The sequence below is a fragment of the Sphingobium sp. FW305-3-2-15-F-TSA7 genome, from assembly GCF_058787155.1.
Map to the genome: position 1 here is coordinate 36,642 of NZ_JBYSZM010000002.1, position 21,311 is coordinate 57,952.

Consider the following 21,311-nt stretch of genomic DNA (forward strand, 5'->3'; position numbering starts at 1 on the left):
GCTGCGCTGCGGCGCAAAGAGACGTGTGCCAAACGGAGACGACGGATGACTGCGGAAAAGTCCGGTGCGGACATATTGGTCGAGGCACTCAGCGACCTGGGTGTCGAGGTCATATTCGGCTATCCCGGTGGCGCCGTGCTTCCGATCTACGACGCGATCTTCAAGCAGAAGCGGATCAAGCACATCCTGGTTCGTCACGAACAGGCCGCAACGCATGCTGCGGAGGGCTATGCCCGTTCGACCGGCAAGCCCGGCGTGGTGCTGGTGACATCGGGGCCCGGCGCAACCAACGCGGTCACCGGCATCACCGACGCGCTGATGGATTCGATCCCGATGGTCGTCATCACCGGCCAGGTGGCGACGCATCTGATCGGCAGCGATGCCTTTCAGGAAGCCGACACGATCGGCATCACCCGCCACTGCACCAAGCATAATTATCTGGTGAAGTCGCCCGAGCGGCTGGGCGATGTGATCCACGAAGCCTTCCATATCGCGACGTCGGGTCGTCCGGGTCCGGTGGTGATCGACATCCCCAAGGACGTCCAGGTCGCGACCGCGAAATATCGCAAGCCGGCGGCGATCCAGCACAAGACCTATCGTCCCGCGCTGAAGGCCGACCAGTCGCTGATCGAGGCGGCGGTCGAGATGCTGGCCGCGGCCGAGCGGCCGATCCTCTATACCGGCGGTGGCGTGATCAACGCCGGCCCTGCTGCGGCGCAACTGCTGCGCGAACTGGCGAAGATCACCGGCGCACCCGTCACGTCGACATTGATGGGCCTGGGCGCCTTCCCCGCCTCGTCCGATCAGTGGCTGGGCATGCTGGGCATGCACGGCACCTACGAAGCCAATTTCGCGATGAATCAGGCCGATCTGATCATCGCGCTCGGCAGCCGCTTCGACGACCGCGTCACCGGACGGCTCGATGCCTTCGCGCCCAATGCGAAGAAGATCCACATCGATATCGATCGTTCCTCGGTCAACAAGACCGTCGCCGTCGACCTGCCGATCATCGCCGATGTCGGCCGCGCGATGGAGGATATGATCCGCGTCTGGAAGGGTCGCCAGCACCGCAAGAACGACCTGTCGGCCTGGTGGTCGCGGATCGCGGAATGGCGCGCCAAGAAGTGCCTGGAATTCCCGGCCTCGGCCAAGGAGATCATGCCGCAGCAGGCGATCCGCAGCCTGTGGGAGGCGACCAAGCACCTGAACCCGATCATCTCCACCGAGGTCGGCCAGCACCAGATGTGGGCCGCGCAGCATTTCCATTTCGAACAGCCGAACAAATGGCTCACCTCGGGCGGGCTCGGCACGATGGGCTATGGCCTGCCCGCCGCGATCGGTGCGCAGCTCGGCAATCCCAATGCGCTGGTGATCGATATCGCGGGCGAAGCCTCGATCCAGATGAACATCCAGGAACTGGGCACGGCGACGCAATATCGCCTGCCGGTGAAGCTGTTCATCCTCAACAACGAATATATGGGCATGGTCCGCCAGTGGCAGGAACTGACCTATTCCAGCCGTTATTCGGAAAGCTATTCGGACGCGCTGCCCGATTTCGTGAAGCTCGCCGAGGCCTATGGCTGGACGGGCATCCGCATCGAGGGACAGCAGGAACTGGAACCGGGCATCCGCCAGATGCTGGATACGCCCGGACCGGTGCTCGTCGACTGCCGCGTGGCGAAGCTCGCCAATTGCTTCCCGATGATCCCGTCGGGCGCGGCGCACACAGAGATGATCCTCCAGACCGATCAGGTATCGGGTGAGATGGACGACGAGGCGAAGGCGCTGGTCTGATGCATATCAAGGAAGAAAAAAGAGAGCGGCACACGCTGGCCGTGATCGTGGACAATGAAGCGGGCGTGCTGGCACGCATCGCCGGTCTGTTCACCGCGCGCGGCTATAATATCGAGAGCCTGACGGTGACCGATATCAGCGACGACGATCTGATCAGCCGCATCACCATCGTTACCTCCGCTTCTGCTCCGGTGATGGACCAGATCATCGCGCAGCTCGAGCGGCTGGTACCCGTCCACAAGGTGGTCGACCTGACCGTGCTCGGCCCGCATGTCGAGCGCGAACTGGCGCTGGTGAAAGTGGCCGGCACCGGCGATCACCGGATCGAGGCGCTACGGCTGGCCGAAGTCTATCGTGCCCGCGTCGTCGATGCGACGATCTCCAGCTTCGTCTTCGAAGTGACCGGCACGACCGACAAGATCGACAAGTTCGTCGAACTGATGGGTGAGGTCGGCCTGGTCGAAGTCGCCCGCACCGGCATCGTCGCCATTTCCAGAGGGAAAGAGGCGGCCTGAATTCCACGTCCCGGCTTCGTTCGAAACGAACGGAGCCTCGAATCTCAACACCATTCGTCCCGCAGCACGGGACGCCTGACTAGGGGAAGAAGAATGCGCGTATATTACGACCGCGATGCGGATCCGAAGCTGATCGCTAGCAAGAAGATCGCCATTGTCGGCTATGGCAGCCAGGGCCACGCCCATGCGCAGAATCTGCGCGATTCAGGCGTTCAGGAGGTCGCGATCGCGCTTCGCGCCGGGTCCGCCACCGCGAAGAAAGCCGAAGCCGCTGGTTTCAAGGTGCTGTCCAACGCCGAGGCCGCCGCCTGGGCCGATATCGTCATGGTCCTCGCACCCGACGAGCATCAGGCCGCGATCTATGCCGACGATCTCCACGCCAATATGAAACAGGGTGCGGCGCTCGCTTTCGCCCACGGCCTCAATGTCCATTTCAACCTGATCGAGCCGCGCGAGGATCTCGACGTGATCATGATCGCGCCCAAGGGCCCGGGTCACACCGTCCGCTCCGAATATGTCCGCGGCGGCGGCGTGCCCTGCCTGATCGCAGTCGCGCAGGACAAGAGCGGCAATGCGCATGACATCGCGCTCGCCTATGCCTCCGGCGTCGGCGGCGGCCGTTCGGGCATCATCGAGACCAATTTCCGCGAGGAATGCGAAACCGACCTGTTCGGCGAGCAGGCCGTGCTGTGCGGCGGCCTGACCCATCTGATCCAGGCGGGTTTCGAAACTTTGGTCGAAGCGGGCTACGCCCCCGAAATGGCCTATTTCGAGTGTCTCCACGAAGTGAAGCTGATCGTCGACCTGATGTATGAAGGCGGCATCGCCAACATGCGCTACTCGATCTCCAACACCGCCGAATATGGCGACATCACCACCGGCCCGCGGATCATCACGTCCGAGACCAAGGCCGAGATGAAGCGCGTCCTGGCGGACATTCAGGGCGGCCGTTTCGTCAAGAATTTCGTGCTCGACAATCGCGCCGGCCAGCCTGAGCTGAAGGCCGCGCGCAAGCAGGCCGCGGCACACCCGATCGAACAGGTCGGCGCCGAACTGCGCGCGATGATGCCCTGGATCGGCGCCAACAAGCTGGTCGACAAGGAAAAGAACTGAGGAACCTGCGCGTCCCGGCAAGGCCGAAGACGCGCACCTCGTGAAATGATCACGGCGGCGGGTGCCTGCATCCGCCGCCATTTTCATGCCCACTGGCCGGCGTCATCCCAGGTGAAACGCAGTGATTCCAGACACATCGCACTTCTGGATTGCTTCGCCGCTCGCCCCCTCGCAATGACGACCGCGTGATGACGGATGGGAGCGCGATCATTTCGGTATTTGCCACACACCAGGCGCAGCTCGACGCACTGAAAGCCGCGGATCGCCTCCGCGCTCTGCGCCCGCGCGACGGGCTCGACTTTTCGTCCAACGACTATCTCGGCCTCGCGAACTCGGACGCGCTGCGTACCGCGCTGGCCGAGGGGATCGCGTTGGGCCTACCGATGGGCTCGGGCGGATCGCGGCTGTTGCGCGGCAATCACGAGGCGCACGAGGCACTCGAAGCCGATGCCGCGCGCCACTATCGCAGCGAAGCGGCGCTGTTCCTTTCGACCGGCTTCGCCGCCAATGCCGGGCTGTTCGCGACATTGCCGCAGCGGGGCGACCTGATCGTCCATGATGCGCTGATCCATGCCAGCGCGCATGACGGAATGCGCCTCAGCCGCGCCGAGCGGGTCGCCGCCGCGCACAACGACGCGTCCGCATTCGAGGATGCGATCTCCGTCTGGCGTGCCGCGGGCGGCACGGGCCGCGTCTGGATCGCGGTGGAAAGCCTTTACAGCATGGATGGCGACCGTGCGCCGCTTTCCGACCTGGCGATCATCGCCAGACGCCATGATGCCATACTCGTCGTCGACGAAGCGCACGCGACCGGCGTGTTCGGCGCCGATGGGCGTGGCCTGGCCGACGATCTCGGGCTCGGCGAGCAGCTCATCACGCTCCACACCTGCGGCAAGGCGCTGGGCTGCGAGGGTGCCCTGATCTGCGCCCCGCGCACCGTGATCGATTTCCTGATCAATCGCGGCCGCCCCTTCATCTTCTCGACCGCGCCCTCGCCGCTCGTCGCGCATTGCGTCGGCCATGCGATCGGCATCGCCGCCGCCGACCCCGAACGGCGAGCGCGGCTCGCCCGGCTGGTCGATCATGCCGCGATACGCCTTGCCCCGCTCGGCATCCCGGCCACGGGATCGCAGATCGTACCCGTCGTGATCGGTGAGGACGACCGGACGATGGCGATGGCCGCCATGCTTCAAGAGCGCGGCTTCGACATTCGCGGAATCCGCCCGCCCACCGTGCCGGAAGGCACCGCACGGCTGCGCCTGTCGCTGACGCTCAACGTGACCGAGACGGATGTCGATGCGATGGCCGACGCGCTCGCCGAGGCGATGGCGCCGGTTCCGGCATGAGCGCGCAATTCGTCGTCACCGGCACCGACACCGGCATCGGCAAGACGGTATTCGCAGCCGCACTCGTCCAGGCGCTCGGCGCGACCTATTGGAAGCCGATCCAGGCAGGATTGGAAGACGAGACCGACAGCGAAACCGTTGCGCGGCTGACCAATCCTCCCTCCCCGGGACGGGGAGGATCTGTTCTTCCCGAAACCCATCGGCTGAACACGCCAGCCTCGCCCCATCTCGCTGCAGAACTGGACAGCGTAGCCATCGATATCGGCACACTCATGCCGCCTGAAACAAACGGCCCGCTGGTGATCGAGGGGGCCGGCGGTGCGCTGGTGCCTGTCACGCGCGATACGCTGTTCGCCGACATCTTCGTGCGCTGGCAGATCCCGGTGATCGTCTGCGCGCGCACTGGTCTCGGCACGATCAACCACAGCCTGTTGACGATCGAGGCGCTGCGCCATCGCGACGTGCCCATCCACGGCATCGCGTTCATCGGTGATCCCATGCCCGACAGTGAAGCGATCATTCCCGCGTTCTCGGGCATACGCCGCCTCGGCCGCCTGCCCCGGCTCGATCCACTGACCCCGGATACGCTGGCCACCGCCTTTGCTGCCGGTTTCAACCTGGATGATTTCCGATGACCGGATCGCCCGTCTGGCACCCCTTCACCCAGCACGGCCTGGGCGAACCGATTCCGCTGATCGCCCGCGCCGAAGGGGCGGCGATCTTCACCGAGGACGGCAGTCGCTGGATCGACGCGATCTCGTCCTGGTGGGTGGTCACGCACGGCCATTGCCATCCGCGCATCATGGCGGCGGTCCGCGCGCAGACCGAAAGGCTCGACCAGCTCATTTTCGCGGGCTGGACGCACGAGCCCGCGGAAACGCTGGCGCGCGCGCTCGTCGCGATCACCCCCGAGCCGCTGAAGCGCGTTTTCTTTTCGGACAGCGGATCGACCAGTGTCGAGGTCGCGCTCAAGATGGCGCTCGGTTACTGGGCCAATATCGGCGAGCCGCGCCATCGCGTGCTGGTGATGGAGCATAGCTATCATGGCGACACGATCGGCGCGATGTCGATCGGCGCGCGCGGCGTGTTCAATCGCGCTTACGAGCCGCTGCTCTTCGATGTCGGCACCATCCCCTTCCCCATAGCGGGTAAGGAACAGGACACGCTCGACGCGCTGGAGGTCGCCTGCCGCGACCATCCCGCCGCCTTCATCGTCGAACCGCTGATCCTGGGCGCCGGCGGGATGCTGATCTATCCGCCGCATATCCTGGCCGAGATGCGCGCGATCTGCGCGGCACATGGGGTGCTGTTCATCGCCGACGAAGTCATGACCGGCTGGGGCCGCACGGGCACGATGTTCGCATGCGAACAGGCGGGCATCGCACCCGATATCATGTGCCTGTCCAAGGGGCTGACCGGCGGATCGCTGCCGCTTGCGGTCACGCTCTGCGCCGAGCCGATCTTCGCGGCGCACTGGTCGGAGGATCGCGCCCGCACTTTCTACCATTCGAGTTCCTACACCGCGAACCCGATCGCTTGTGCCGCCGCCAATGCCAATCTCGCCATCTGGCGCGACGAGCCGGTCCAGACACGGATCGATGCGCTGGCCGCAATGCAGGCAGGCCATATCGCGCGCCTGTCCGACCATCCCCGCCTGAGCGGACAGCGCCGGCTGGGCACGATCGCGGCGATCGATGTCGAGGTCTCCGACAGCGGCTATCTCTCCGACCTCGCACCGCGCCTGGCCGCTCGGTTCCGCGAACGCGGCGCGCTGCTCCGGCCACTCGGCAACACCATCTATGTGATGCCGCCTTACGGCATCACGGCCGAGGATCTCGACCACATCTATGCGGTGATCGGCGAAGCGCTCGACACGATCTGAGGAAACGCATCGTTTCGCGCTTTCCGATGGAACTTCGCGCGCATTTCGCCAATTGTCCGTTCCGCACACTCAACGAACGGAGCACCCCATTCCGATGCGCAGAATCCTGATCGCAACCAGCCTCGCCACGCTGGCCGCCATTGCCGTGCCCGTCATCGCGCAGATGCCGACCAGCGCGCCGGGCACCAAGGACCGGAGCAAGGTCGTCGCCGGCACCTATGCCGCCGATCCCGGCCACAGCCTGATCGCATGGGAAGTCAATCATTTCGGCTTCAGCCCCTATCATGGGTTGATCACCGGGGTCAGCGGCACCTTGAAGATCGATCCCGCCAATCTGGCCGCGTCGTCGGTCGAGGTCACCATCCCGATCAAAGCCGTTGCGCCCTTCGCCGGAGTGGCGAGCGGCAATGCCAAGCTCGATGCGCATCTGGCGACCGCCGATTTCTTCGATGCCGAGAAGTTTCCGACGGCCAGCTTCAAATCGACGCGCGTGATTCCCGACAAGGACGGCGACGAAGCGAAGATCGAGGGCAATCTCACCATCCGCGGTGTGACCAAGCCCGTGGTGCTCGACGCCGAATTCGTCGGCGCGGGCATCAACCCCTTCGTCAAGAAGCCGACAGTGGGTTTCAAGGCCGAAGCCACGATCAAGCGCAGCGATTTCGGCATCAGTTACGGCGTGCCGCTGGTCACCGACGCCGTGAAGCTCGACATCTCCGCCGCCTTCGAAAAATGATGCGAAGGAACCCGTCCGGCCCCTGCCGGGCGGGTTTCCTCTGGACACGCGACCGGTTCCGCGTCATTGAACCGGATATGTCAGCGCACCGCGCCCTGCTTCTTCTTCGACTTACGCGCCCTTAGGCGCGACGTTTCCGTGCGGCCTGCGGGCTGCCGCGACCGCCTAAGGGCAGATCACCGGAACCCAGCAACTCCACCCGCTTATGCGCGGATGAAGCGAAGAGAGCACAGCCATGTTACGCGATCCCTCGACCAAATATCGTCCTTTCCCCCAGATCGACCTGCCCAACCGCCAATGGCCGTCGCGTACGATCACCCAGGCGCCGCGCTGGCTGTCGACCGACATGCGCGACGGCAACCAGGCGCTGATCGATCCGATGGACGGCGAAAAGAAGACCCGTTTCTTCGACCTGCTGCTCAAGGTCGGCGTGAAGGAAATCGAGGTCGGTTTCCCCTCCGCCGGCGCCACCGAGTTCGATTTCATCTCCGGCCTGGTCCAGACCGGCCGCGTTCCCGACGACGTCGTCATCCAGGTGCTGACCCAGTCGCGCCGCGACCTGATCGAAACCAGCTTCCAGAGCCTGAAGGGCGCCCGCCAGGCGATTGTCCATCTCTACAACGCGGTCTCGCCGGCCTGGCGCAAGATCGTCTTCGGCATGACCCGCGACGAAGTGCGCGAGATCGCAATCACCGGCGCCAAGATCCTGCGCGACGAAGCCGCCAAGCAGCCCGACACCGACTGGATGTTCGAGTACAGCCCCGAAACCTTCTCGACCGCCGAGATCGATTTCAGCGTCGAAGTGTGCGCGGCGGTGATGGATATCCTGAAACCCACGCCCGAGAAGCCGATCATCTTCAACCTGCCCGCCACCGTCGAGTGCGCGACGCCCAATATCTATGCCGACCAGATCGAATATTTCTGCCGCGCCATTCCCAATCGCGACAGCGTGATCGTCAGCCTCCACACGCATAATGACCGCGGCACCGGCGTCGCCGCGACCGAACTCGGCCTGATGGCGGGCGCCGACCGCGTCGAAGGCTGCCTGTTCGGCAATGGCGAACGCACCGGCAATGTCGATCTCGTCACCGTCGCGCTCAACATGTACACGCAGGGCATCGATCCCGGCCTGGACTTCTCGGACATCGATGAAGTCATCAAGACCGTCGAATATTGCAACGCCATCCCCGTCCATCCGCGCCACCCCTATGCGGGCGAACTCGTCTTCACTGCCTTTTCGGGCAGCCATCAGGACGCGATCAAGAAGGGCTTCGCGGCGCAGGAAGCGCGCAACGACGACTATTGGGAAGTCCCCTATCTGCCGATCGATCCCGCCGATCTGGGCCGCAGCTACGAAGCGGTGATCCGGGTCAATTCGCAATCGGGCAAGGGCGGCGTCGCCTGGGTTCTCGAACAGGATCAGGGGCTGAAGCTGCCCAAGCGCCTCCAGGCCGATTTCAGCCGCCACGTCCAGGCGATGGCCGACGAGACCAGCCGCGAACTCAATGCCGCCGACATCTGGCAGTCATTCCAGACCGCCTATCGCCTCGACGGGCCGCACCGCTTCACGCTGGAGGCATATGACGAGACGCGCGCGCCCAATGGCGACCGCATCTTCGCCGGCCATATCGGCATCGACGGCGAGACGCGCTCGGTCAGCGGACGCGGCAACGGCCTGATCTCCAGCGTCGTCGCGGCGCTGCGCGACCAGTGCGGCGTCGAATTCGACATCGCCGACTATAGCGAGCACGCGATCGGCACCGGATCCAATGTGCAGGCGGCCGCCTATGTCGAATGCCGCACACCCGACGGCCGCACCGTCTGGGGCGTGGGCATCGACGAGGATGTCGCGACCGCCAGCGTCCGCGCCGTTCTTGGGGCCGCCAACGGGCTGGGTTAGACAGGCCGAAATTCCTCGGAATCCCGGTCATCCTGAACTGAGCCTCGACAAGGATTTCATAATCGGCGAATCTGCATTCTCTTGAGGGGGGTGGGTGATGGAAGGGTTGCGCGAGGCGATCGCATCGGTGCGCGGAACCATCCTCTCCACCTTCGTCTTCACCGGTCGCTCGCGCAGGCTCGACTTTGCCAATTACTGGTTGGCATCAATGCTTGTGGTTGCCGCGCTTCACCTGGCTACTGACAAGCTCTGGGCATGGGAGAGCCGAATCCTCGTCCGATCGGTCATCGACATTTTCTTCACACTGCCCATGATCGCACTCTTCGTCCGGCGACTTCATGATCAGGGTCGCACGGGATGGTGGGCGCTTATATTGCTGCCCCTGGCCGCGCAGAATATCTACACTATGCTGCGGGTGAACTTTCACGCCTTCGATCCGCAATGGCCGGCACTCAGCTACTGGAATTTGGCATTCCTCCTTCTCGCGATCGCATTTGTCTCAATGCTCCTTTTCCCCGGGACCATTGGCCCCAATCGCTATGGCCCAAATCCTCGAGCCAAAGAGCCGGCCGCCGTTCCTGCCTGATAGCGGCGGGTGCCAATCGAACATCGATGCAGATTTTTGTCCTGCCCTGATCCAGATGGACATACCGGGCATTGCGCTGATAGCGTCCCGGCATGGCCTTCCTGCCGATCATTTCGCCGGACATCTCCCTGAGACCGGGCAGATCGAAAACGAGATGAGGTGGACGCTCCGCATTTCTACACTGGCCGGTATTATTCTCTTCGGCGCGGCCTTTGCGATGACCTTTTTATCGCCGATTCATTTCGAGCGAAGCGCGCGCGGCTTTATCGAGACGAAGATCGAACGGCAGCTTAGCGAGCGATCGGCGATCATTGGCGCAACAGCAGCGGAAACACGAACGGGCCGCCTCGCCATGGCGCTCTCTGAACAGCATAGCGCAGAAATCTCGGCGCTTCGCCAAGCCCTTGCGGTGGACCTCAGCACACAGATTGCCGCCACGGTCGGCCGTATGCAGGATCCAAACTGCATATGCCGGGTACGGATGACGCAGATGCTGCAGGGCATCGCATCGTCGCGTATTTCGGCGCTGGAACGTGCCGAACCTCAATTGCGCCGGATCGTCGAGGGACGATATGGCGAGATCGTCACCGATCTGCTGCGCGACCTGCGCATCTTCACGGGCGCAAATCTGCTCGCTTTTCTGTTGCTGTTCGCGCTCTCAATCGCGAGGCCGGACCATGTCCGCCAATTGTTCGTGCCCGGCCTGTTGCTCGGCATATCCACCCTGACGGCAAGCGCAGCCTATCTGTTCGGGCAGAACTGGTTCTCCACCCTGCTCTATGCCGATTTCACCGGCTTCGCATATGCCGCCTGGCTGGTGTCGATCTTCGCCCTGCTGTGCGACGTCGCCCTGTTCAAGGCGCGGGTGACCAGCCGGATCCTGGACATGATGGGCGCGGCCGTGGCCGCGCCCTGCTGAATTCGCCGCTCCGGCAGATTTTCCGGCCGGTCAGTCGCGGCGCTCGAACGCGATCGCCTTCATTCGCGATGCACTGAGGCCGAAGCCGCTGATCCGGCCCGCGGAATCGCGCGTGAAGGTAAGGAAACCGAGCGGGCCATCAAATGCGTCGCGCATCGCCGGGCTGAGCGGTCCGGCAAACTCCGCATAGGCATGGCGGATGCTACGGAAGGCCAGTTTGCCGTCCTCGATGGTCAAGGTCAGCGTCGCGTCGAGTTCGGGGCTGTAATAGCTGCCGGCATAGGCACGCAGCGCATCGGGCGCCAGCGTGATGGGCTCGAAACGGCTCGCCTGCTTCGCCGGCTCGCCGCCGATGCTGAAACCGAATCCTGTCGCGCGCTTTCCGGCCGGTTCGAACGATAGCGTCGCGGGGAAACCCTTTACCGAAAACCGGCCGGGACCGTCGGAGACGAGCGACAGCGTCCGGCCCGACATATCGAGCACGACGCCGCCATCCTTCTCCGCGATCCGATAGACGGTGTCAGTCGTGGCGTCGAAATAGCTGCCGAGATAGGGTGCGGCATCGACGGGCTTTGCCGCAACATCCTTGCTCGCAGTCTTGCCCGCTCCCGCCTTGCCGGGCTTGCTCTCGGCCGTCAGCACATCGGCCAGCACGATATCGGCGATGCCGCTTGAAAGCGTGCCAGGCGACGCCGCATCGGAATTGCAGAAGACTGCGATCGCCGTCCGCTGCTTGGGAAAGCGCTCGAACATCGCCCGATAGCCCTGCCATGCACCGCCATGGTGGACGTGCGGCTGGCCACGATAGGTGCCGGTCATCAACCCGCGCGCATAGGTAATCGGTTTGCCGTCATCCAGCGCGCCCGGCGTCTGCAGCGCATCGACCATCGCGGCCCCGCCCACCTTGGGATCGAGGAAATTGCCCTCCCAGTGCAGCATGTCGTCGACCGACACCTGCACCGCACCGTCGCCGAGCTGTTCCCAGTTGGAGAGGTGGTTGACGAAGCCGCCCTTGTCGTCGGGCGCATAACCCAGCGCACGGCCGGGGATCAGCATCGCATGATTGTCGCGGATCAACGTGTGGCTCATTCCCAGCGGCGCGAAGATGCGTTCGCGCGCAAAGGCCGCCAGATTCTTGCCGCTGACGCGCTGCACGATCACCGAAAGCAGGAAATAGCCGGTGTTCGAATATTCGTAGCGCGAACCGGTCGGGAAATTGAGCGCGCGCTGATGCGACAGCAAGGAAAGCACCTGCGCATCGCCGGTCACATCCTCGAGCGAGAAGCCGGCGAGCATCAGCAGCCCGATATAATCGCGCAGGCCGCTGGTGTGGTGGATCAGATGGTCGATCGTGATCGTCTTCCCGAAATCGGGCAGCTCGGGCACATATTTGCGGACATCGTCGGTCAGCTTTAGCTTGCCGTCGGCCTGAAGCAGCAGGATCGAGGCCGCCGCGAACTGCTTGGAAGTCGATCCGATGTCGAAAACGCTCGCCGGCGTGATCGGCACGCCGCGCTCGATATCCGCCATGCCATAACCCTTGGCATAGAGCATGCGCCCGTCGCGCATCACACCGGCAGCACAGCCCGCCGAATCGGGCTTCGCATAGTCGCCGAACAGCGCGTCGATCCGTGCCGTCTGGTCGGCGCTCAGCCCGCCGCCCTGCTGCGCCATCGCCGGCATTGTCATCGCACAGGCCAACAGCGCAGCGCCCGCATACATCGCCCCGCATCGAATGGTCCGCCGCATGGCGTGAGATCTGATCGACATTTCATCCTCCCTGACACCGCCGCCCCGCCGGCAGCGTGATCGGCCTTTTCGGCTCCGGCGGACGTTACTCCGTGGACGCGATCGATGAAAGATCACTTTATAACATTTTTGTTCGGGTGAAGACTTTCTACCTTAAACGGGCTCAAGTGCCTTATGCACTCCGGCCGGCAGCTCGACGCCGATCGCATCGCCGGCACGAAGGGCCCCGCCGGCCGTCACGACCGCCATCACCCCGCCCTTGCGGATCAACGCACCATCCGCGCCGCGCGTGATCAGCGCGTCCATCAGGCCGGGTGCATGGCCGTTCAACTGGGCACAGGGATTGCGCAGCCCCGTCACCCGGACAATCGCCTCATCGCCGAGGCGCAGCACCGTGTCCGTCGGCAGCGCCAGCAGGTCGACACCGCGCGTCGTGACATTCTCGCCAAGATCGGCGGGCGAAACCGCGAAGCCACGATCGGCAAGCCAATCGAGCAATTCGGCATGGATCAGATGGATCTGACGCAGATTGGGCTGGCTGGGATCGCGCGCGACACGCGAGCGATGCTTCACCGTCACGCCGCAATGCGCATCGCCCTCGACGCCGAGCCCCGCGATCAACCGGATCGCGTCACGCGGTTCCTTCCACAGGCTATGCGTCGCCCTGGCGCTGACCGAGATGACGACGCCCGCCATCGCCCGGTTACGGCAACAATGCCATCACGCCGATCCTGTCCTTGGGCGCGTTGACGATCTGCACGGTGTAGCGGCCGGGCATCAGGTCGAAATCGACGATCTTGCGAATGCCCGAACATTTGGGGCCGTGGCCGTGCGCCACCGATTTCACGATCGCGCCATCCTTCACCACATCGATCCAGGCGCCCTGGTCGAGCGCGATCCTGACGCGCCCCGCCTTGGCCACATCGAACGCCGCAATACCCGCGTAAAGGCCGGTAACGGGCGGTTTCACCGGCGCGGCGGCCAGCTTGACGCTGCCGACCGGCGCCAATGCCATCTCGTTCCGCCCACCCGCGCGCAGATCGCCCGACAACGGCGCACTGGCCGACCAGCCCGCCCATTCGGCGGGGATCGGCTCACAGCCATCTTGCGCCGCAACGGGCGCGGACAGGGCTATCATCGCGAAGGCGAGCAGATGGAAAGGCTTCATGTCATTTCCTCCCGAACAGCTTCTCGATATCGCCATGCGCCAGCTTCACCCAGGTCGGCCGGCCATGGTTGCACTGGCCCGAATGCGGGGTCACTTCCATCTCACGGAGCAGCGCATTCATTTCGGCGACTGAAAGCACACGGCCGGCGCGGACCGAGCCGTGACAGGCCATGGTCGCCGCGACATGATCGAGCCGTTCCTTGAGCGACAGCGCTTCGTCATAAGCGGCCAGTTCGTCGGCCAGGTCGGTGATCAGGCCGGTGACGTCGCCCGCCCCGAGCATTGCCGGGGTGGCACGGACGAGCATCGCGGCTGGGCCGAAGCGTTCGAGTTCGAGCCCGAACTCGGTCAGTTCGGGCGCGCGCGCCTCCAGCCGGTCGCAGGCCGATTCGTCGAGCTCGACGACTTCGGGCAGCAGCAATGCCTGTCGCGCGACGCCGCCATCCGCCACCGCGCGCCGCATCCGTTCGAGCACCAGCCGTTCGTGCGCGGCATGCTGATCGACGATGACCAACCCATCCTCCGCTTCCGCCACGATATAGGTCTTCGCAACCTGTCCGCGCGCGACGCCGAGCGGATGGCTGATCGTTTCGGGCGGTGGAGAATAAGCGGGCTCGGCACGCGCCATCGGCGGGGCGATGAAGGATGTGCGACGATCCCAAAGGCGCGCGCTGCTTTGGGGAGGGCTGCCGCTGGGGATGGGAAAATCGAACGATGCTGTCGCGACTCCGACCTCTCCCGAACCTTCTCCTCCTGAAGGGGGGGAGAGGGTTGGCGCCTGCCACATCGCCAGCGCGGCTTCGGCGGGGCGCTGCGCGCTGCGGTGCCCCGCTTCGTCGAGTGCGCGGCGCAGGCCGCTCACGATCATGCCGCGGATCAGCGTGGGGTCGCGGAAGCGGACTTCGGTCTTTGCCGGATGGACGTTCACGTCCACCGCGTCGGTGGGCACGTCGAGGAACAGGGCGACGACGGCATGACGATCGCGCGCCAGCACATCGGCATAGGCGCCGCGCACCGCGCCCGCGAGCAGCCGATCCTTCACCGGACGGCCATTGACGAAGAGATATTGATGGTCGGCGACGCCGCGGTTGAAGGTCGGCAGGCCCGCTACGCCGCCGAGCCGGACGCCTTCGCGCACGAAATCGATGGCGACGCTGTTGTCGACGAGCGCGCGGTCGGTGAGCGCGGCGACACGCGCCGGGCCATCCTCGCCGCCCTGCACCGCGATCGCGCGGCGCCCCTCATGCTCGAGCGTGAAGGCGATATCGGGCCGTGCCATGGCCAGCCGCCGCACCACATCGACACAGGCCGCATATTCGGCGCGCGACGAGCGCAGGAATTTGCGCCGCGCCGGCACATTCTCGAACAGGCGTTCGACACGGATTCGCGTGCCCGGCGGAAGGGCTGCCGGCCCCTCCCCCTCCAGCCGGCCATTGTCGACGATGCGCGACCAGCCATCGGCGCCGCGCACGCGGCTTTCGATGGTGAATCGGGAGACGCTGGCGATCGACGGCAGCGCCTCACCGCGGAAACCAAGCGTCGACACCGCCTCGATCGCATCGTCGGGCAGCTTCGACGTCGCGTGACGCTCGAGCGCGAGCGCCATTTCGTCGCGTTCCATGCCGCATCCATCGTCGGTGACTTCGATCAGATCGATGCCGCCACCCTCGATCCGGACGGTGATTCGCGTCGCTCCCGCGTCGATCGCGTTCTCGACCAGCTCTTTCAGCGCGCTGGCGGGGCGTTCCACCACCTCGCCCGCCGCGATTCGGTTGACCAGATGCTCAGGAAGGCGGCGTATTGACATGGACGCGGGTCTAGCCCAATCGACCGCTTTCCGCGACCCGGCGTTCAAAGAAATTCGGTGCCTACAGAGCTTCTCGGGCGCCCGCGTGGAAGCCATATCAGCGGAGCCGGAAACGGCCGGCTCCAAGCAATGTCTGGACGGTGAGAATGTTTCTGTCGCGCTTCTTCAAGATGATGTCGCATGACATGGCGATCGACCTGGGAACCGCCAACACTGTCGTCTATCTGCGCGGGCGCGGCATCGTGCTCAACGAGCCATCGGTGGTCGCGATCGAAACCATTAACGGCGTCAAGCGGGTGAAGGCAGTCGGCGACGACGCCAAGATGATGATGGGCAAGACCCCGGGCAGCATCGAGGCGATCCGCCCCCTGCGTGACGGCGTGATCGCCGATATCGATGTCGCCGAGCAGATGATCAAGCACTTCATCCACAAGGTGCATGGCGGCAAGGCGCGCGCATGGCGCTTTCCCGAGATCGTGATCTGCGTGCCGTCGGGCTCCACCTCGGTCGAGCGCCGCGCGATCCGCGACGCCGCGTCGAACGCAGGCGCCAGCCAGGTGTTCCTGATCGAGGAGCCGATGGCCGCCGCGATCGGCGCCGACATGCCGGTGACCGAGCCGATCGGTTCGATGGTCGTCGATATCGGCGGCGGCACCACCGAAGTCGCGGTGCTCTCGCTGCGCGGCCTGGCCTATACCACCTCGGTGCGCGTCGGCGGCGACAAGATGGACGAGGCGATCGTCTCCTATGTCCGTCGCAACCACAATCTGCTGATCGGCGAAGCGACCGCCGAGCGCATCAAGCAGGAAGTGGGCGTTGCCAAGACGCCGCTCGACGGCGTCGGCAAGACGATCCACATCAAGGGCCGCGATCTCGTCAACGGCGTGCCCAAGGAAATCACGATCAACCAGGGCCAGATCGCCGAAGCACTGTCCGAACCCGTTGGCACGATCGTCGAGGGCGTGCGCATCGCGCTGGAGAATACCGCGCCCGAGCTGGCGGCGGACATTGTCGACCAGGGCATCGTGCTCACCGGTGGCGGCGCCTTGCTCCAGGGACTGGACGAAGTGCTACGCGACGAGACCGGCCTGCCCGTGACGGTTGCGGACGATCCGCTGACCTGCGTGGCGCTGGGCACCGGCCGCGCGCTGGAAGACCCGATGTTCCGCGGCGTGCTCCAAACCGCCTGACCGGCGAAGCGCGGCCATGCCTCCGCAAAACAAGCGGCGCCCCGGATTCTCCCGGAAGGCGCAATACGGCCTGTTCGCCAGCTATGTGATCGCCGTCACCGGTGCTCTCGTCGGCCTGCTGCTCGTCATCACCGCCTGGGTCGATCCGCGCGGCAGCAATGCCGTGCGCGCCGCGATCACCGATCTGACCAGCCCGATCTCAGGTGCGATCCGCGCTGCGGTGCGCGGCGCGGGATCGGCGGGCACCGCGGTCTCCGATTATTTCGATGCCGCCAACAAGAATGCGGCGATGCGCCGCGAGCTCGATGCGGCGCGCGGGCGGCTGGTCGCCGCACGCTCCGCCGAATATGAGAACAGGCGATTGAAGCGGCTGCTCGCCATATCGGAAACCAGCCCCACCATCACCGCGGCACGACTGGTCAGTTCCTCCGCGTCGAGCACGCGGCGCTTCGCGATCCTGAGCGCGGGCAGCATCAGCGGCGTGCGCCACGGCCAGCCGGTGCGCGGCGCGACCGGACTGGTCGGCACCGTGGTCGAAGTCGGCCTCGCCAGCGCGCGCGTGCTGCTGATCACCGATACCGGCACCGTCGTTCCCGTCATCCGCGTTTCCGACGGGCTGCCCGCCATCGCCAGCGGTACGGGCGACGGCATGCTCGAGATCCGCGGGCTCAATGCCGGCGCCAATATCTTCAAGGCGGGCGACATCTTCGTCACCTCCGGCACCGGTGGCGTCTATCCCCCGCAAATCCCGGTCGGCATTGCGACCCGCGCGGCGGGAGACACCGCGACGGCACGCCCCCTCGCCGACCCCGCCAAGCTCGATTTCGCGCTGGTCCAGCCAATCTACCAGCCGCTGGCGATCGCACCGCCCGAGCCCGAAGAACCGGCGGAATGAAACCTTTCCGATGAGCCGGGTGATCCGATCCGACCGTGAGGAGCGCGTCGCACGGCTGCGCGGCCAGGTGCTGCCCGCGGTCTCCACCGTACTGGGATCGGCAGTGACCTTGCTCCCGATCGTCGCGGTGACGCCGATCCTGCCGCCCTTCGGGCTGCTCGTGCTGCTGTCATGGCGGCTGATCCGGCCCGAGCTATGGCCGATCTGGGTGGGCATTCCGCTGGGCCTGGTCGACGATCTGATGAGCGGACAGCCCGTCGGCAGCGCGGTGATGCTGTGGACGATCATATTGCTCGCGATCGACCAGCTCGACCGTCGCACGCTGTTTCGCGATTATTGGCAGGACTGGCTCATTGCCGCCGCCGCAATTATAGTCTGCCTGGCCGGGGGGCTCTTCACCGCCAATATAACGGGCGGCCATACCGAGTTCGCAGTCATCGTGCCGCAAATCCTGTTCTCTATCCTGGTCTATCCGGTCGTCGCACGCTTCTGCGCGCTGCTGGATCGCTGGCGTCTGTCCTGACCGCCACGTGCCGGGAAGGAAACCACCCCGCATCCTGTCCGAAGCGCAGCAATCGCTGAGCTTCACCCGCCGTGCCATGTTCCTGGGCGCGGCGCAGGCCGGTGTCGGCCTGGTGCTCGCCGGACGCATGGCCTGGCTGTCGATCGCCGAGAATGAGCGCTATTCGCTGCTGTCGGAAAGCAATCGCGTCAATCTGACGCTGATCCCGCCGCGGCGCGGCTGGATCGTCGACCGCTATGGCAAGCCGATCGCGATCAACCGCACCGATTTCCGCGTCGACCTGATCCCCGATCGCGTATCCGACGGATCGCGCGTCGTCGGCACGCTCGCCGATCTGCTCGGGCTGGACGAGGATGAGCGTGAGCGGATCCTGACCGAGTTGAAGAATGCTGCCGGCTATCAGCCCGTCCAGGTGGCCAATGGGCTGACCTATGAGCAATATGCCGCGATCAGCGTGCGCCTGCCCGAACTGGCCGGTGCGGCGCCCGCGCGCGGATTCTCCCGCTTCTACCCCGATGGCGCCGCGGTCGGTCATCTCGTCGGCTATGTCGGCGCGGCATCGGCCGAGGATTATGAGAAGACGCGCGACCCGCTGCTGATCACCCCGGGGTTCAAGGTGGGCAAGGCGGGGATCGAGAAAGTGCTCGACCCGGCGATGCGCGGCAAGCCCGGCGCGCGCCGTACCGAAGTGACCGCGCGCGGCAAGCTGGTACGCGAACTGGCGACGCGGCAGGACGTGGCGGGCAGCACGGTCAAGCTGACCATCGATGCGGGGCTCCAGGCCTTTGCCGCGCGGCGCATCGGCATCCAGTCCGGCGCGGCAGTGGTGATCGATTGCACCAATGGCGACATCCTCGCGCTGACATCGATGCCCAGCTACGATCCCAACAGTTTCTCCGACGGGATCAGCCAGGGCGAATGGTCGATGCTGTCGGACAACGACCATCTGCCGCTGCTCAACAAGGCGCTGCAAGGCCTTTATCCGCCGGGCTCCACATTCAAACCGATCACCGCGATCGCGCTCCAGGGCGCCGGGGTGGATCCGGAGGAAGTGGTCTATTGCAGCGGCGGCTATCAGCTCGGCAACCGGCGCTTCGCCTGTCTGGGCCGCCACGGGCCGATGAACCTGCATCGCGCCATCGCCAAGAGCTGCAACACCTATTTCTACACGATGGGTCGCCGCATCGGGATCGAGCGGATCGCAGAAGTGGCGCACGCCATGGGGCTGGGCACCGAATTCCCGCTGCCGATGCCGTCGCAGAAATACGGCACGGTTCCCGACCCCGAATGGAAACAGCGCCGCCACAAGCAGCAATGGAGCCAGTCGGACACGCTCAACACCTCGATCGGCCAGGGCTATCTCCAGGTCAGCCCGCTCCAGCTCGCGGTGATGGCCTCACGCGTGGCGTCGGGCCGCGCGCTGATGCCGCGCCTGCTCGCGCGGCACGACGACAAGCCCCCCGGCCCGCTCCCCTTCCCGCCCGAACATGTCGCGGCGGTGCGATCTGGCATGGACGAAGTGGTGAACGGCAACGGCACGGCGGGGCGCAGCCGGCTCCAGGTCGAAGGCGTCCGGCTGGGCGGCAAGACCGGCACCGCACAGGTCCGCAATTTCAAGGGCGGCGCGCGCAGTGGCTACGGAATTCCGTGGAAATTCCGCGACCATGGCCTGTTCATCGGTTTCGCACCGGTCGACAATCCGCGCTATGCGGCGGCGGTGGTGATCGAACATGGCATGTCGGGATCGGGCGCGGCGGCACCGGTCGCCAGCGATTGCATGCTCTATCTGTTCGATCCGGCCAAGGCGATGGAAAAGCTCGCCGCGCTCGAAGCGGGCTGGGGCGGCGATATCAACACACGCATGACGGCGGAGGCGCAGGCCTATAAAGCCGCGCGCGCCGCAGCGGCCGATCCGGCGACTGCGGCCGCACAGGTCGAGGCCGCCACCGCCGACGCGGCCAACGCGGCCAACGCATCGCGCAACAGCGCCGCTCCGGCGCCCATATCACCGCCCCCTGTGGCCAATGTCGCGGCCGAAGGGCCGGAGGATCTGGAATGAGCGGCCCCTCTTTCGTGCCCGCACCGCTCGCCCAGCTGCCCTGGCGGCTGATCATGCTGGTCGGCTTCATCGCCGTCTTCGGCCTGGTCGTGCTCTATTCGGCGGCCGGCGGTCATCTGAAGCCTTGGGCCTTTTCGCAGGGACTGCGCTTCATCGTCTTCCTCGGCATGGCGGTGGTGCTGTCGCGCATCCCCGAACAGATGTGGAAGGCGGCGGCCTTTCCACTTTATATCGGCATCCTCTTCCTGCTGATCCTGGTCGAATTGCTCGGCTTTGTCGGCGGGGGCAGCCAGCGATGGCTGGACCTGGGCATCATCCGCATCCAACCGTCGGAGATGATGAAGCTGGCTATCGTGCTGGCGCTGGCGCGCTTCTACGATCTGCTGCCGGTCGGCGACATCCGCCGCTGGCGTGCGATCTGGCCGCCGGCGGTCGCGATCGGGGTGCCCGCCTTCCTCGTCATGCTCCAGCCCGATCTCGGCACCGCGCTGATGATCGTCGCGGGCGGGCTCACCATCATGTTCCTGTCCGGCCTGCCGCTGCGCCTGTTCGTCGGCGGCGCCGCGGCGCTGGCGGTGATCGCCCCGCTCGCCTTCTTCTTCCTGCTCCACGATTATCAGCGCAATCGCGTGCTGATCTTCATGGATCCGGAAAGCGACCCGCTGGGCGCCGGCTATCATATCAGCCAGTCGAAGATCGCGATCGGATCGGGCGGGATCTTCGGCAAGGGTTTCCTCAACGGCAGCCAGAGCCATCTCGACTATCTGCCGGAAGGGCACACCGATTTCGTCTTCGCCACCATGGCGGAGGAATGGGGTCTGGTCGGCGGACTGCTGCTGATCGCCGCCTTCATCTTCCTGGTACGCTGGGGCGTGACGCTGTCGCAGCGCGTCGAGGGCAAATTCGCCCGCCTGGTCTCTGCGGGCCTCGCAACGACGATCTTCTTCTATGTCGCGATCAACCTGATGATGGTGATGGGCCTGGCCCCCGTGGTCGGCATCCCCCTGCCCCTGTTCAGCTTTGGCGGCTCGGCGATGATGACGGTGATGATCTGCGTCGGAATCCTGATGGGCATCGAACGCGGAAACCGCTCGCGAAGCCGATTCGGCTGACAGGGTTCCCGCGCCTC

19 protein-coding genes are annotated in these 21,311 nt (G+C 65.2%); 15 read left to right on the plus strand and 4 right to left on the minus strand.

The window, feature by feature from the left end; genetic code table 11:
- The first annotated feature begins 45 nt into the window (after positions 1-45).
- From AC3WN8_RS01510 to AC3WN8_RS01555, 10 genes are all read left to right on the plus strand, one after another.
- Entirely contained in the window at positions 46-1,794 is a 1,749-nt protein-coding gene (locus AC3WN8_RS01510) for an acetolactate synthase 3 large subunit (RefSeq protein ID WP_492667604.1), read from the plus strand.
- The gene (gene ilvN, locus AC3WN8_RS01515; protein ID WP_492667605.1) at positions 1,794-2,309 is read left to right on the plus strand and encodes an acetolactate synthase small subunit; all 516 of its coding nucleotides are present in this window, start codon (positions 1,794-1,796) and stop codon (positions 2,307-2,309) included. The genes AC3WN8_RS01510 and ilvN overlap by 1 nt, the downstream gene beginning before the upstream one ends.
- Positions 2,310-2,402: 93 nt before the next feature.
- Positions 2,403-3,422, plus strand: a complete 1,020-nt coding sequence (gene ilvC / locus AC3WN8_RS01520; protein WP_492667606.1) for a ketol-acid reductoisomerase — start codon at positions 2,403-2,405, stop codon at positions 3,420-3,422.
- Positions 3,423-3,610: 188 nt separating this feature from the next.
- A complete protein-coding gene (locus AC3WN8_RS01525; protein ID WP_492667607.1) occupies positions 3,611-4,768 on the plus strand; it encodes an 8-amino-7-oxononanoate synthase in 1,158 nt (385 codons plus the stop codon).
- Positions 4,765-5,403 carry a dethiobiotin synthase gene (bioD, locus tag AC3WN8_RS01530; protein WP_492667608.1) on the plus strand — a complete coding sequence of 213 codons (639 nt, stop codon included), beginning with the start codon at positions 4,765-4,767 and terminating at the stop codon, positions 5,401-5,403. The genes AC3WN8_RS01525 and bioD overlap by 4 nt, the downstream gene beginning before the upstream one ends.
- Positions 5,400-6,650 (plus strand): adenosylmethionine--8-amino-7-oxononanoate transaminase, encoded by a 1,251-nt coding sequence (locus AC3WN8_RS01535; protein WP_492667609.1) that lies wholly within the window; start codon positions 5,400-5,402, stop codon positions 6,648-6,650. Before bioD ends, AC3WN8_RS01535 begins: the two co-directional genes overlap by 4 nt.
- A 94-nt stretch (positions 6,651-6,744) precedes the next feature.
- A complete protein-coding gene (locus AC3WN8_RS01540) occupies positions 6,745-7,386 on the plus strand; it encodes a YceI family protein (protein WP_492667610.1) in 642 nt (213 codons plus the stop codon).
- Between the two features lie 235 nt (positions 7,387-7,621).
- Complete coding sequence (leuA, locus tag AC3WN8_RS01545) at positions 7,622-9,286, plus strand: 2-isopropylmalate synthase (RefSeq protein ID WP_492667611.1); 1,665 nt, start codon at positions 7,622-7,624, stop codon at positions 9,284-9,286.
- Positions 9,287-9,383: 97 nt separating this feature from the next.
- The gene (locus AC3WN8_RS01550; protein ID WP_492667612.1) at positions 9,384-9,872 is read left to right on the plus strand and encodes a DUF805 domain-containing protein; all 489 of its coding nucleotides are present in this window, start codon (positions 9,384-9,386) and stop codon (positions 9,870-9,872) included.
- Positions 9,826-10,791, plus strand: coding sequence for a hypothetical protein (locus AC3WN8_RS01555; RefSeq protein ID WP_492667613.1), 966 nt, complete (start codon positions 9,826-9,828; stop codon positions 10,789-10,791). Before AC3WN8_RS01550 ends, AC3WN8_RS01555 begins: the two co-directional genes overlap by 47 nt.
- A 30-nt stretch (positions 10,792-10,821) precedes the next feature.
- Here AC3WN8_RS01555 and AC3WN8_RS01560 read toward each other — a convergent pair whose 3' ends face one another.
- From AC3WN8_RS01560 to mutL, 4 genes are all read right to left on the minus strand, one after another.
- On the minus strand, positions 10,822-12,561 hold the full coding sequence (locus AC3WN8_RS01560) for a serine hydrolase domain-containing protein (RefSeq protein WP_492667614.1): 1,740 nt from the start codon (positions 12,559-12,561) through the stop codon (positions 10,822-10,824).
- Between the two features lie 132 nt (positions 12,562-12,693).
- Entirely contained in the window at positions 12,694-13,236 is a 543-nt protein-coding gene (locus tag AC3WN8_RS01565; protein WP_492667615.1) for an MOSC domain-containing protein, read from the minus strand.
- Between the two features lie 7 nt (positions 13,237-13,243).
- Positions 13,244-13,708, minus strand: coding sequence for a homogentisate 1,2-dioxygenase (locus tag AC3WN8_RS01570; RefSeq protein ID WP_492667616.1), 465 nt, complete (start codon positions 13,706-13,708; stop codon positions 13,244-13,246).
- Position 13,709: 1 nt separating this feature from the next.
- A complete protein-coding gene (mutL, locus tag AC3WN8_RS01575; protein ID WP_492667617.1) occupies positions 13,710-15,515 on the minus strand; it encodes a DNA mismatch repair endonuclease MutL in 1,806 nt (601 codons plus the stop codon).
- Between the two features lie 146 nt (positions 15,516-15,661).
- Here mutL and AC3WN8_RS01580 point away from each other — a divergent pair, with 146 nt between their 5' ends.
- The 5 genes from AC3WN8_RS01580 to rodA are packed head-to-tail and all read left to right on the plus strand — an operon-like array spanning position 15,662 to position 21,294.
- Entirely contained in the window at positions 15,662-16,705 is a 1,044-nt protein-coding gene (locus AC3WN8_RS01580; protein ID WP_492667618.1) for a rod shape-determining protein, read from the plus strand.
- Between the two features lie 16 nt (positions 16,706-16,721).
- Positions 16,722-17,600 (plus strand): rod shape-determining protein MreC, encoded by an 879-nt coding sequence (gene mreC / locus AC3WN8_RS01585; RefSeq protein WP_492667619.1) that lies wholly within the window; start codon positions 16,722-16,724, stop codon positions 17,598-17,600.
- Positions 17,601-17,610: 10 nt separating this feature from the next.
- Positions 17,611-18,123, plus strand: a complete 513-nt coding sequence (locus AC3WN8_RS01590) for a rod shape-determining protein MreD (protein ID WP_492667620.1) — start codon at positions 17,611-17,613, stop codon at positions 18,121-18,123.
- A gap of 7 nt (positions 18,124-18,130) precedes the next feature.
- Positions 18,131-20,182, plus strand: coding sequence for a penicillin-binding protein 2 (mrdA, locus tag AC3WN8_RS01595; protein ID WP_492667621.1), 2,052 nt, complete (start codon positions 18,131-18,133; stop codon positions 20,180-20,182).
- Entirely contained in the window at positions 20,179-21,294 is a 1,116-nt protein-coding gene (rodA, locus tag AC3WN8_RS01600; protein WP_492667622.1) for a rod shape-determining protein RodA, read from the plus strand. The genes mrdA and rodA overlap by 4 nt, the downstream gene beginning before the upstream one ends.
- Positions 21,295-21,311 lie beyond the last annotated feature (17 nt).